Below are 11,785 nucleotides of genomic sequence, written 5' to 3'. Positions count from 1 at the left end.
GATCCGGCGAGTGCAAGCCGACAAGGGTCTTGCACTGGGCCGCACCCCAGCTACGTTCGGACGACAACCTGTTCAGAGGACTTATATGACCGAACTTGCCCTGCTGGGAATATCCGGCTCGTTGCGTGCCGCATCGACCAATACAAAGCTTGTCCATCAGGCTGCGCGCCATTTCGGGACAGCGCAATTCATGCTGGCCGATCTACATCTGCCGCTTTTTGATCAGGACATTCAGGATGGACCGGGTATTCCACCCGAGGTGCAGCTTTTGGCGGATCAGATCGCCTTTGCGGACGCTGTGGTGATCTCTACTCCAGAGTATAACAAGGCGATATCAGGCGTTTTGAAGAATGCTCTTGATTGGGTCAGCCGCACGGAAGGCAACCCCTGGAGGGACAAGCCGGTTGCTGTGATGTCCTCTGCGGCCGGTCGGGCAGGGGGCGAAAGGTCTCAATGGGTGCTGCGTCTGTGCCTGAACCCATTCCGGCCGCATGTGTTGCCTGGTCCGGAGATGCACCTTGCCGGCCCGACAAGGGAATTCACCGAAGATGGTGAATTGCCAAACGAGCTGTATCAAAAGGTATTAAAGGAATTGATGAAAGAGTTGCGGTCCGAAGCGTTGCGCCGCAAACCTTAACCGGAAACAAAAAGGGCCGCGAAATAGCGACCCTCTTTGTTGGCTCGGATGGTAGAGCTCAGCAGCCAGTACCGCGCAGGACCACACCTACTGTGCGCAGCATGACCTTCAGGTCGGTGCGCATCGAAAGGTCGTTCAGGTAGTCCGCGTCAAAGGAGGCGCGGTCAGCAAAGCTCGATTTGTTCCGAGCAGAAATTTGCCAGAACCCGGTGATACCCGGACGCAGTGCGTAATAGGCCGTTCCAGGATAAAGGCGACGCTGGCACAGCATCATAGGCCGCGGACCAACCAAAGACATGTCGCCCTTCAGGACGTTCCAAAGCTGGGGTAGCTCGTCCAAGGAGGTCTTGCGGATAAAGCGCCCAACAAAAGTGATGCGCGGATCATGGACCAGCTTTTGACTATGATCCCATTCGGCGCGCGCTGCGGGGTTCTCGTCCAAAAAGGCGGACAATGCGCGATCCGCGTTCGGCACCATGCTCCGCAGCTTCCACATCCGGAAGGTCTTGCCGTTCCGGCCGATGCGTTTTTGAAAATAGATCGGGCTTCCGCCATCCAGCAGGATCAAGGGCACAAGGATCACCATGATCGCCAGCAGTGGCAGGATGGCAATAATTGCCAGAACGATGTCCAAAAAGCGTTTGCCGGAAGTTTCATAAAACGGTCGGCGCGCAGAACGGATCACGATTGGCCGATCAATGAACACTTCAGGTTCAGCGTTCGGCAACATATTTCTCATATGCAAGGTCACAAAAAAAGTCCTCTCAGAAGGCACACAACTATGGGTAACAAATCATCCGTAGAACCCACCAAGAGCGACATCATTGCATCGCAACATGCGATACAGTGAACCAACAAGACGCCGTATAACGGCATGTTGGACGATCTTGGCATCAATGGGTTTTACAAAACTTACCCTCACTCCAAACGACACACACCAGCCCCCAAGTGCATTCAGACGAACTAAGAAAATTTCTCATTAAATTCGTTCATCTGATGGACTTATGGCGACCACGATTGTTTCCATCAACAGGCGAGCGATCACACATCTCTGGGTTGAAAATCACCGCCGAAACGGCCACTGCCGGACGGGTTAGTTAGGTGCACGGCGCACTTTCTTGAAGGGGAAATCCGGTAGGTTTGCGTCACGATTTCGTTCGCTTTCAAGCCGGATTTCCGAATGTCCGATCGAGTGCGAGATCGCCGTTTTTTCCAAAGGAGGATAAACAGTCTAGTTTTCTAACGCTTTCCTTTGATTTTTTGGGTAAAGTGGACGCTTAGCTACCAAAGCTCTGACGAAAACAGAGCCATGGAGGTCCCGAGAGTAGGTACGACGCATGTGGTAACGATCACGTCATGCTGACGGTAAATGGACAAAAAGGACTCTACAAAAAGGCGAGTAGGGACGCGGCCGGGAAAAACCAGAGATGCAGCGAGACACTACAAATCTTACGATATGTTACAGAAAATGTGTCAAGTTGATCGGCTTCGTGACCAATTTTCCGAATCGCTGCTGCTACTTCACGACAGCGCTGACACGATTCGGCGACAATGTGACGTGTAATGGCGTCAGTTTTTGATCCTTCACCGCGGTTGCAAGCGGCATAGCGAAGGACTATTTCGCATCAACCGGATTATGAAGCAGGAGCGAAGTCGTGGCCAATACTCTGTATCAGGGCGATCTGCCTGATGACCTGCAGTTTGGGCCTGTTGTTGCAATTGATTGCGAGACGATGGGCCTGCATCCGCATCGTGACAGGCTGTGTGTCGTACAACTGTCTGCCGGCGACGGCAATGCGCATTTGGTCCAGATCGCCAAGGGTCAAAACGCAGCGCCGAACCTGTGCCGGATGCTGGAGGATCCAGAGGTCCTGAAGCTGTTCCATTTCGGGCGGTTTGACATCGCTGCATTATACAATGCGTTTGGCGCGCTGACGGCACCGGTCTACTGCACCAAGATCGCATCCAAACTGGTGCGTACCTATACGGACCGACATGGGCTCAAGAACCTGTTGCAAGAACTGCTGAACATCGACATTTCCAAACAACAGCAATCGAGCGATTGGGGAGCTGATGAATTGAGCCGCGCGCAGATCGACTATGCGGCTTCCGACGTCTTGTATCTGCACCGTCTGCGCGAGGCGTTGGACATGATGCTTGCACGCGAAGGGCGCAGTGAAATGGCGCAGGCATGTTATGACTTCCTGCCGATGCGGGCGAAGCTGGACCTTGCCGGCTGGCCCGAAATCGACATCTTCTCGCACTGATCGGCCTTGGAATGGCGCGGTCAAGCGGCACATATTCACGCGTCATCGCTTGGTTGAAGATCCTCTTGCCGCTTATCGCGTTGGGTTTGTTGTCGACGGTGTTCTTGCTGTCGACAGAAATCGACCCAGGCGCGGACCTGCCGTTCAGTGATGCAGAGATGGCCGACCGTGCGTCATCGCAGCAGGTGACGGCACCTTATTTCTCGGGCGCGACAAGCAGCGGTGCCTTGTTGACCATCACCGCCGAAAGCGCGCGCCCCGACCCGGAAGAGCCGGGCCGCGCCTTTGCGTCCTCTGTGATCGCGCGCATGAAGATGAAGGACGAAAGTCAGATCATGCTGAACGCCCACAGCGCCACGTTCAGCGATCTTGACGACACGGCAATATTGTCCGGTGAGGTGTTGATCGAAAGCTCAACCGGCTATGTTATGACAACGCAAGAGCTTTCCGCCTCACTCAGTCGGATCGAGGCGGAAAGCACCGGACCGGTCGAAGCGACGGGCCCTGCCGGAACACTCAATGCTGGCCGAATGCGCATAGAAACGATCGGCGATGGCGAGGATGTCCGTTTGCTGTTCACCGATGGTGTAAAACTGGTATACGATCCGCAAAACTAGAAAGAACTGACCCATGTTGCCGATCCGTCCCGCGCTTTTGGCGCTTGCTCTCATCCTGCCGTTGCCGGTTTACGCGCAGGGGGCCAATGTCGCGTTTGGCGCGTCTCGTCAGGACAGTTCCGGCCCTGTTGAGGTCACGGCTGACAACCTTTCAGTCAATCAATCGGATGGCACTGCACTTTATACCGGCAACGTCGTCATCGGTCAGGGCGACATGCGGCTTGCGGCACCGCGGGTTCTGGTGGTCTTCGCGGAAGACAACAGCAAGATCGACCGGCTTGAAGCGACCGGCGGCGTGACCCTTGTCAGTGGAGAGGATGCGGCCGAGGCCGAGCGCGCCGATTATGACATCGACGGCGGAACCATCGACATGGCTGGAAACGTTCTGCTGACACAAGGCCCAAGTGCCGTCACGTCAGAGCGTATGCGCGTCGATCTGGACGCGGGCACTGCGCAGATGAGCGGTCGGGTGAAGACCATTCTGCAAAACGGCGATCAGTAATGACGCCCCCGGAACTGAAAGTGACCGAGGGCGGAAACGGATTGCGTGTTGAACACTTGCGGAAAAGTTATCGCAAGCGCGTGGTGATCCGCGATGTCAGCTTGAATTTACGGCGCGGCGAGGTTGTGGGCCTGCTTGGGCCCAACGGGTCTGGCAAGACCACGACATTTTATGCGATCGCAGGTCTGGTCAGTCCGGAAGGTGGGCAAGTCACGATCGACGGGCGCGACGCAACCTACCTGCCAATGTACCGCCGTGCAAAATATGGCATCGGCTATCTTCCACAGGAAATGTCGATTTTTCGTGGCCTCTCGGTCGAGGACAACATTGCGGCAATTCTGGACATCAGCCAATCGGACCACCACAAGCAGCGCGAACGCCTGGAGGAATTGCTGAGCGAGTTCTCCATTGAGCATTTGCGCCGTGCGCCAGCATTGGCCCTGTCAGGGGGCGAGCGTCGCCGGGTCGAGATTGCCCGCTGCCTGGCCGCCGATCCCAAATATCTGCTGCTGGACGAACCGTTTGCTGGCGTCGACCCGATTTCCGTCAATGAGATCCGTCATCTTGTTGCCGACCTGAAAAAACGCGGCATCGGCGTGCTGATCACCGATCACAACGTCCGCGAAACGCTGGAAATCGTTGATCGTGCTTACATCCTGCATGACGGTACGGTGCTGATGTCCGGGACGCCGGAAGAGGTTGTCCAGAATGAAAACGTGCGGCGCGTCTATCTCGGTGATAATTTCAAGATCTCATGACGTCGCCGATCGCCCAACGTCAAGGGCAAGTTTTCAACTAAATTTGCGCGGTTCCGGGCCGGATTCGATTGACAGTTGACCTGCGTCTCGCCTCAAATGGGACCATGACAACACTGAGAAAGACCATCATGCTCTGCATCTCGGTTTCTCCGGAGGAAAGCCAATGCTCTTTTCAGTGATGTTTTTCCCCGCTTTGGACCTGACGTATAATGGACATCGCCATGCGTCTCATGTCCGAAGTGTCAGATAAGAAGGATCTCAGGATGCTCTACCAGATCACAGGCAAACATATTGACGTCGGCGAAGCCCTGCAAACACATGTAAAGAACGAGCTGAACTCGGTTGTTCAGAAATATGCAGAACGCCCAACCGACGCGAATGTCGTTTTTTCCAAGAGCGCCCATGAATTTGTCTGCGAGGCGACGGTGCATCTGTCGACCGGACTGACCGCGACTGCCAAGGCCTATGCCACTGAAATATATTCGGCTTTTGATGATTGCGCCGAGAAGATGGAGAAACAGCTCCGGCGGTACAAGCGCCGTTTGAAAGACCATCACAAGGACCGTTCGGTACCCGTTGAACTTTTCGGGGCGGCCTCGTATATCCTCGCCAGCGATTCTGAGTCGGAAGAGTCGGAAACAGACACGTTGCAACCGATCATCGTGGCAGAGATGGAAACCAAGATACCCTCTCTGACCGTGGGTGAGGCGGTCATGCAGATGGAGCTTGCCGGTGCGCCGGTCCTTGTGTTCCGAAACGAAAAGAAGGACGGGGTGAACGTCGTATACCGCCGTGAAGACGGCAATATCGGCTGGATCGACCCGTAATCGACCACTTCGGCAGCACGCCAGCAGGCTGTGTCAAAGCGCCGGTAAGACAGGCATGTAATGAACTTTCTCAAGCTTTTGAAACCGGAGGCGGTCAAGGTTATTGGCGCAGCTTCCAGCAAGAAACGATTGATGCATGATCTGGCTGACCTGGCAGAGGCTGCTTACGGCATCAGCGCCCCGGCGGCGGTCGAGGCGCTGATGGAGCGTGAAAGCCTTGGCCCAACGGGTGTGGGGCAAGGCGTTGCGCTGCCGCATGCACGCATTCCGGAACTGTCTGACGTGGTCGGCGTCTTTATCCTGTTGGACAAGCCGATCAACTTCGAATCCGTCGACCGACAACCGGTCGATGTAGTTTTTGGATTATTCGCGCCCGAGGATGCCGGCGTTGAACATCTCAAGGCTTTGGCGTTGGTTTCGCGGACGTTGCGGGAGGCGTCAGTTTGCGCAAAACTGCGAGCCAATCCGGATGCTGCGACGCTGTACACGATCCTGACCGAAGGCGAGTCGGTCGCTATCGCGTAGCTGCCCAGAGACATAACTGAAACCTTGCGCGGGCGGCTCCTTAGCTGGGGCGAGTCGTTGCTGACGATGGTTCTCAGGGGCTCCAATCGCTGAAGCCAAAGATCAAATAATCACGGTAGTAAGCGTCGCGTGCCAGTGCCTCAAGCTCGGCACTGTAGATTTCTTGCAGGGTGAAAGGCACATCCGGGCTGGCGTCTTCGGTGTCGTGTGGCGCATGGTGGCCGACCTGCATGGCAAGGGCAGGAAGATAAACGGACATTTCCTCCTCTCGTACAATCATGTCAGGGAGGGCAAAAGTGCTCATGTCTTGTAGACATTGCGCCTGACTGGCCCAATGGGCATCCACACGAATAGCGGTCTGACCATTCAGGTTGGCCTTCAAGAATTTCAGAAACGCAGCAAACGCGGTCTGGTGAGCGTTGGCGTCGTAGCGCGGATCTGACGGATCATCCGGCAGGTCTAATCCGTGGACACGTTGCAGGGCCCGCCGAATTTTCGCAAAACTGCCCGGTCCGCGGGCCAGGATTTTCGTGCAGAACGCGGTATGGGCGCGCAATAGCGGATGCCGGATCACGGCAAAGCTGCGATGGCCGGGCTTTGCCTTCATCCATTTGCGCAGGCTATTTTGCGAGAACCGAGTCTGTAACGCGTTCCTGCCAGCGCCATCCAGCGATGCCAGCCAGTCCAGTACCACTTCTTCCGGGCCCGACCGGATCGGCAGGTAAAGCAGCGCGCTGGCTGGCGCGGCGACATAACGGGGAACCTGCGGGCCGCGCCGCGGTTCGAAATTCGGCGTACGCGTCAGGTTGAAGCGATCCAGGTTGGCCAAGGCAGCTTCCATCTCCGGGAAATTCGCAACCTTGTCGGCAAGCGGTTCGGGGTTCTGACGCTTCAGCTTTTTGTCCAACCCTTCAAGACGGTCAGCCACGCCCAGCCACGCTGCCAGCCCGTTCATCACCGCAATGTCCTGCAAATCCTCAAACGCGACGTAAAAGGCGGTCTGGCCCGTCGTTTGCAGCGCCTTAAGCAGGCGAACCTGAAATGCTTGCAAGCGGGGCAGGTATTCTTTGAATTCTTCGGCATCAAACCAGGCAGGACTGTCTTTTCGTTTCTCGACATTGGTCAGCTTCCACTGGCCGGTGGCTTTGGCGATCTTCCAGCTTGTGTAGCTTTCGATCGGGTTGCGTGTCAGAACAATCTTTGCACATCGTGGATCGTTCAGGATCAGATCAAGCGCGCCGGGATGATGATCGTGGAAGAAGCGAAATCCGCCAATCCCATTGGTTTGGTCGCGGATGACCTCGATCAGGTGACCGGGGTCACGGTCGCGTTGAGCAAGGGTGACATCTAGCATGTCTTCCGAATTTGGATAGCCGATGAAACTGGGGTTGAAGGCTTCGCCATGACAGGTGAGGCCGTCGAATTGGTTAAGGTTTGCCTCGAGAAAATTGGACCCGGTGCGCATCTCTGCAAACACCACGAAATAGTCGAATTGCGCGGCCATCCTCTATCGTACCAGATACGGTTTTTGAGGCAAAGATTGTGCATTCATCGGTTCAGGATTTACCGGAAAGTTGCCTGTCAAGTTGGGCTGGACACCCTGATTTTTCAAGTTTTGAAGGAATTGACCAAATCCGGTCAGGTCGGCCATCCGGGGCGCTTCTGCCAGCTGTCGCGATGGTTTCTGACTCATCTCATCGATGATGGTTTGCAATAAGCTAATTGGCGCATCGATGAACTCTGCCAAGGTCCAAATCCTGACCCGCGCTTTGGCCTCCGGGCTGCGTAAGATCGCAAGATGTTCGGCTTCGACCTGCTGTAGCTTGGTCGCATCTTTGCGGATGTCGGCGAAATCGACATTGGATTTGAACAGCGGAATGGCCCATGCGCCGCTGATGACGGACACTTGCGCGTTGCGATCGAAAGCGATGGTTTCGCGAATCCGTTGATCGTCGGTTGGTCCAAACAGGAAACATTGCCGTTCGCCGCGCGTGTTCCACAGCAGATTGGTCAAAAAGGCGGCACAATTGGCATCGCGCAATGCGGCGCTATCAGACAGGCCGCCTGCCACGATGGTTTTCCCACCCGCAAATTCAACGCGATCTCGTGCAAACAGGTGGCCGTGCAAACGGGTTCCGGTTGTCCGGTTCATCCAGTCTGAAAAATCTTCGAACAGGTCGGAAAACCCATGAAAAACAGAATATTTTGCAGCGGTGCCGCTGGCGTAACCACTCCGCGGAAAACGGCTTTGCATATATAGGCCGGAACGTCCGCGGGTCCGGCGCTGCACCGCTTTGGCAAAGATGCGATCAACCTTGCCAAGATCTGGCTCGATTCTGTTCATGTCGTTGCGGGGCGCGGCCAGGAATGCATCGTAGAGTTTATTCGCGCGCGGCCAGATCTTGCGTGCAACGAAACAGTCCGACCGCCGCAGAAGCCGCAAATGGTCGTCGTAAAAGATGTGAGGTCTGCCCTGGAAATCAAACTTGGACAGTGTCAAAGAGCGGCTTTCCAGCGCAACGGAATAACGGCGCGCAAGTGTTTGAAAGTAACTCTCGTCCGGTATCCAGACCCGTTTGAAATACTTGTCGAACACGGGCCGTTTGGGATCTTGCAGAATGGCTGATAGTGTCTGTCGCGTCAGGCACCACCACTGGCTTCCCATATGCGGCACGATTCCGTCGGGTATGTTTCGCTTGAACCCGATACGGCGCTGAAGATCGACATACTTATCGAACAGATAGCGATGCCTTTTCCACGAAAACGGGAACCTTAAGGTGAAGCGTTCCTCGTCCAGCCCACCAACTGGCCAAAGCACCGTCGCGACATTCGCGCTTTCGATGAAATCGGTCTGAGGTCGCTCTGCCAGATAAGAGATCAGGTCTTCGACGGGGCGCAATGGCAGGCACGCACCGGAGGTCAGATAGACGTGCCGAATTTCCTTGAAAGAGGACAGCATGATCTCGCTGGCATCCTGAACGGCAGAAACAAGACCCCATGTGCCCCATTCGCAACGGTGGCGCGGCGCGAATTTCAGCGTTGCGACGTCAGACAGGGCCGCAGCGAATTTTTCATACCGAGCGAGCGGCAGCGCTTTATCGACATGAATCACCACGGGACAGCCCGCCCGAGCCCAGTGACGGGCCACTTGTTCGGCCCGATCGAATGCGGTGTGCACAAGCATGATGATGCCGACAGTCATGCCCAGTTACCTTTCGACATGAGACCCAAAACTTCCAACTGTCTCCAGTTAATGTACTTCTCAGAGAATTCGCACCAAATGTCTGGATTATGCCGCAGCCGATCAGCATAGGCGATATATTCCTTTGACTTGGCGGAATGCTGTCCTCGGCTCAGCTCTTCTTCGGCTTTGGCAGCGAAGGTGTTGAGGAACTTCATATGCATCAGGATGCCGCTGGCTTTTTCACCACCACTTTTATCGTACACGATATTCAACCCGCGCGGTAACAGCATATGGGTGGAGCTGACATAGGCGTAACGTCGGTCCCATTTGACCAACGGCACCTTGTTAAGCGCTGGTGCCTGTTTCGGCTTGTCCGCAAAGAACACACGCGCACGCGGCCCACCCTGGATCCATAGGTTCCAAAAGTCGGGGTTACGTTGAATGGTGTAGTTCCCGGCATCAAACCACGGCGCGATTTCCAGCGGGTTCTGCCCGGCAGTGTAGGGGTGTTTTTTCAGCGGTCCTTTGGGGTACATGTCCAGAAGCATCGCGCCAAAAGACCGCACCGAGGAGCTGTCCAGCCAATCGGTCAGCGCCTGGATCGGTCGGGTATCGCAGAACGGGAAGACGAAGAATTCATCCGGATCCACCACCAATGCCCAATGACCATGGGCATATCTGCGCAGCAACCAATTCGTCCAATCAACGCCAAACCGGGCGGCCCTGTAGCTGTCTTTCGTGGTCCAAAGAGAGATGTCGGGCTGATCCTGCAAATACTCGCGCGTGCCATCACTGCTGTCATTGTCGACGATCAGGAAGTGGAGAACGCCAAGATCTCGATAATATTCTAGAAAATACGGCAGCCGGACCAGTTCATTGCGCATCGTTGAGACCAAGAGCATATCGTTGTCCCGGATCGCTCGGGTTCGGTCCGCTGCAATCGTCAAGCCAAGGCTTTTGCGGCGCGCGCGCATCTGAAATTGTTTGCGCTTCAATCGCCGCCGATATGAATTGATCAACTTCAATTCATGCCCCTCATGGCGACAGTTTCACGCCGCCGCTCTCCTTCTACTCTGCACTGATTAACGCACTGTCGTATTTGACTTAACAAGTTAAGAACCGCTTTGGTTGGGGGCAGAACGGCCATTCTGGTATTGTTAATTCAAAACATAGGCATATCGCGACGGATCGTAAACCTGTTGCGTCTCACATCCAGTTGCCGCGCGACATGAGGCCCAGTGCCTCCATGTGGCGCCAACTGATGTAGCGGGTTGAATGCTCGCACCAAAGATCAGGGGCCTGCATCAATGCCTCATAGTAATCTTCATAGACTGCGCTGTTGTTGAAGTGTTCCTGGCGCGCCTTCTCTTCTTCGGACTTCTGGACGATCGTATCGAGAAACTTGGTGTGAAGCAGCAGCCCCGACAGGATTTCCGCCTCGCCATAGACCTGGTTCAGACGGCGCGGCAACAGCGCATGAGTCGAGTTCAGATAGGCATAGCGTCGGTGCCAGCGGACAAGCGGCGTCTTGTTCATTGTAGGCGCGCGTTGCGGTGTGTCGGCGAAGAACTTTCGCGCGCGGACACCGCCTTGAATCCACAGATTTCTCAAATGCGGCTGCATCTGGATCCGGTAATTGCCGTGGTCGAACCACGGCACAATCTCCAACGGATCCTGCCCCGGCGCATAACTGTAGGTATCAACGCGGCCTTTTGGATACATATCCAACATCATCGCAGCAAATGATGGAGTTTGGCATTCGTCCAACCATTCCGTCAGCGCGGGCAGTGGGCGGGTTTGCCAGTTCGGATAGATCAGAAGTTCATCGGCATCGACAGTCAGGCACCAATGGCGATGACCGTGACGCATCATAAGCCATGTCAGCCAATCAAGGCCAAAGCGCGACAGACGATAACTGGCGGGGGTTTGCCACAGCGACACATCGGGCTGATCCGCCAAAAGAATTTGGGTTTCGTCGGTGCTGCCATTGTCGACGATCAGAAAATGCGCGACGCCAAGCTTACGATAATGCTCCAGAAAGAAGGGCAGCCGCAGCGCTTCGTTTCGCACCGTGGCAAATAGCAGAATGTCGGTGGAGACCATGGTGCCTGTGCGGTCAGCAACGCACCGCATTTGATGCCTTTTGCGCAGCGCCCGAAGCAGCAGCCTGCGGCGTTTCCAGCGCAGCTTGTAGCCCATCCAAAGATCTTGCCACGTCTGTCGGCCCACATTCCACCTTTCCGGATGACCGCTCCGTCCTGTTGTCGACCGCTTCTGACCACATTGAGCTGTCGCCTGATTTCGTATTAAGGACCAGTTTAGTTCAAACAACTGTCTCGTGAGAGGGTCGTGCGTCTCAGCTTACAAAAAAGTAAGCGTCCATAATCCCGCCACCCTGCGTTGCAGTGAATGAAAGCCGCTTTCAAAATTCGGTGCGGACAATCAGGATCGCCCGATTGCCTAAGGTG

General features: G+C 55.4%; 12 protein-coding genes. 7 read left to right on the top strand and 5 right to left on the bottom strand.

The window, feature by feature from the left end; genetic code table 11:
- The first annotated feature begins 85 nt into the window (after positions 1-85).
- Positions 86-637 carry an NADPH-dependent FMN reductase gene (locus tag ACN0WV_RS08925; protein ID WP_084352871.1) on the top strand — a complete coding sequence of 184 codons (552 nt, stop codon included), beginning with the start codon at positions 86-88 and terminating at the stop codon, positions 635-637.
- A gap of 58 nt (positions 638-695) precedes the next feature.
- Here the strand turns inward: ACN0WV_RS08925 and ACN0WV_RS08920 are convergent, their stop codons facing one another.
- Entirely contained in the window at positions 696-1,367 is a 672-nt protein-coding gene (locus ACN0WV_RS08920; RefSeq protein WP_417605146.1) for a sugar transferase, read from the bottom strand.
- Between the two features lie 925 nt (positions 1,368-2,292).
- On the opposite strand from ACN0WV_RS08920, the gene ACN0WV_RS08915 reads away from it, so the two are divergent.
- The 6 genes from ACN0WV_RS08915 (at position 2,293) to ACN0WV_RS08890 (ending at position 6,133) form a co-directional block, all read left to right on the top strand.
- Entirely contained in the window at positions 2,293-2,904 is a 612-nt protein-coding gene (locus ACN0WV_RS08915; RefSeq protein ID WP_417605144.1) for a ribonuclease D, read from the top strand.
- A gap of 98 nt (positions 2,905-3,002) precedes the next feature.
- The gene (lptC, locus tag ACN0WV_RS08910) at positions 3,003-3,521 is read left to right on the top strand and encodes an LPS export ABC transporter periplasmic protein LptC (protein WP_417605361.1); all 519 of its coding nucleotides are present in this window, start codon (positions 3,003-3,005) and stop codon (positions 3,519-3,521) included.
- A gap of 13 nt (positions 3,522-3,534) precedes the next feature.
- Complete coding sequence (locus ACN0WV_RS08905) at positions 3,535-4,023, top strand: LptA/OstA family protein (RefSeq protein WP_417605142.1); 489 nt, start codon at positions 3,535-3,537, stop codon at positions 4,021-4,023.
- Positions 4,023-4,781 (top strand): LPS export ABC transporter ATP-binding protein, encoded by a 759-nt coding sequence (lptB, locus tag ACN0WV_RS08900; protein WP_084352876.1) that lies wholly within the window; start codon positions 4,023-4,025, stop codon positions 4,779-4,781. The genes ACN0WV_RS08905 and lptB overlap by 1 nt, the downstream gene beginning before the upstream one ends.
- Before the next feature lie 263 nt (positions 4,782-5,044).
- Complete coding sequence (gene hpf / locus ACN0WV_RS08895; protein WP_084352877.1) at positions 5,045-5,608, top strand: ribosome hibernation-promoting factor, HPF/YfiA family; 564 nt, start codon at positions 5,045-5,047, stop codon at positions 5,606-5,608.
- Between the two features lie 60 nt (positions 5,609-5,668).
- Positions 5,669-6,133, top strand: a complete 465-nt coding sequence (locus ACN0WV_RS08890; RefSeq protein WP_084352878.1) for a PTS sugar transporter subunit IIA — start codon at positions 5,669-5,671, stop codon at positions 6,131-6,133.
- A 73-nt stretch (positions 6,134-6,206) separates the two neighbouring features.
- On the opposite strand, the gene ACN0WV_RS08885 is transcribed toward ACN0WV_RS08890, so the two are convergent.
- The 4 genes from ACN0WV_RS08885 to ACN0WV_RS08870 form a co-directional block, all read right to left on the bottom strand.
- Complete coding sequence (locus tag ACN0WV_RS08885) at positions 6,207-7,637, bottom strand: sulfotransferase family 2 domain-containing protein (RefSeq protein WP_417605140.1); 1,431 nt, start codon at positions 7,635-7,637, stop codon at positions 6,207-6,209.
- A gap of 3 nt (positions 7,638-7,640) precedes the next feature.
- Complete coding sequence (locus tag ACN0WV_RS08880; protein ID WP_417605138.1) at positions 7,641-9,335, bottom strand: DUF5927 domain-containing protein; 1,695 nt, start codon at positions 9,333-9,335, stop codon at positions 7,641-7,643.
- Positions 9,332-10,291 (bottom strand): glycosyltransferase family 2 protein, encoded by a 960-nt coding sequence (locus ACN0WV_RS08875; protein ID WP_417605359.1) that lies wholly within the window; start codon positions 10,289-10,291, stop codon positions 9,332-9,334. Before ACN0WV_RS08875 ends, ACN0WV_RS08880 begins: the two co-directional genes overlap by 4 nt.
- A gap of 232 nt (positions 10,292-10,523) precedes the next feature.
- Positions 10,524-11,516 carry a glycosyltransferase family 2 protein gene (locus ACN0WV_RS08870; RefSeq protein WP_417605137.1) on the bottom strand — a complete coding sequence of 331 codons (993 nt, stop codon included), beginning with the start codon at positions 11,514-11,516 and terminating at the stop codon, positions 10,524-10,526.
- Positions 11,517-11,785 lie beyond the last annotated feature (269 nt).

The organism is Primorskyibacter flagellatus (assembly GCF_048268605.1).
Taxonomy (GTDB): Bacteria; Pseudomonadota; Alphaproteobacteria; order Rhodobacterales; family Rhodobacteraceae; genus Primorskyibacter; species Primorskyibacter flagellatus.
Note: the sequence above shows the minus strand (reverse complement) of the source record. Positions and strands in the feature narration are given on the sequence as shown.

Coding starts and splice junctions, on each gene's coding strand:
- ACN0WV_RS08875 (WP_417605359.1), bottom strand. CDS start 10,291: ATGCGCGCGCGCCGCAAAAGCCTTGGCTTGACGATTGCAGCGGACCGA.
- ACN0WV_RS08880 (WP_417605138.1), bottom strand. CDS start 9,335: ATGACTGTCGGCATCATCATGCTTGTGCACACCGCATTCGATCGGGCC.
- ACN0WV_RS08925 (WP_084352871.1), top strand. CDS start 86: ATGACCGAACTTGCCCTGCTGGGAATATCCGGCTCGTTGCGTGCCGCA.
- ACN0WV_RS08920 (WP_417605146.1), bottom strand. CDS start 1,367: ATGTTGCCGAACGCTGAACCTGAAGTGTTCATTGATCGGCCAATCGTG.
- ACN0WV_RS08890 (WP_084352878.1), top strand. CDS start 5,669: ATGAACTTTCTCAAGCTTTTGAAACCGGAGGCGGTCAAGGTTATTGGC.
- ACN0WV_RS08870 (WP_417605137.1), bottom strand. CDS start 11,516: ATGGGCTACAAGCTGCGCTGGAAACGCCGCAGGCTGCTGCTTCGGGCG.
- ACN0WV_RS08885 (WP_417605140.1), bottom strand. CDS start 7,637: ATGGCCGCGCAATTCGACTATTTCGTGGTGTTTGCAGAGATGCGCACC.
- ACN0WV_RS08905 (WP_417605142.1), top strand. CDS start 3,535: ATGTTGCCGATCCGTCCCGCGCTTTTGGCGCTTGCTCTCATCCTGCCG.
- hpf (WP_084352877.1), top strand. CDS start 5,045: ATGCTCTACCAGATCACAGGCAAACATATTGACGTCGGCGAAGCCCTG.
- lptB (WP_084352876.1), top strand. CDS start 4,023: ATGACGCCCCCGGAACTGAAAGTGACCGAGGGCGGAAACGGATTGCGT.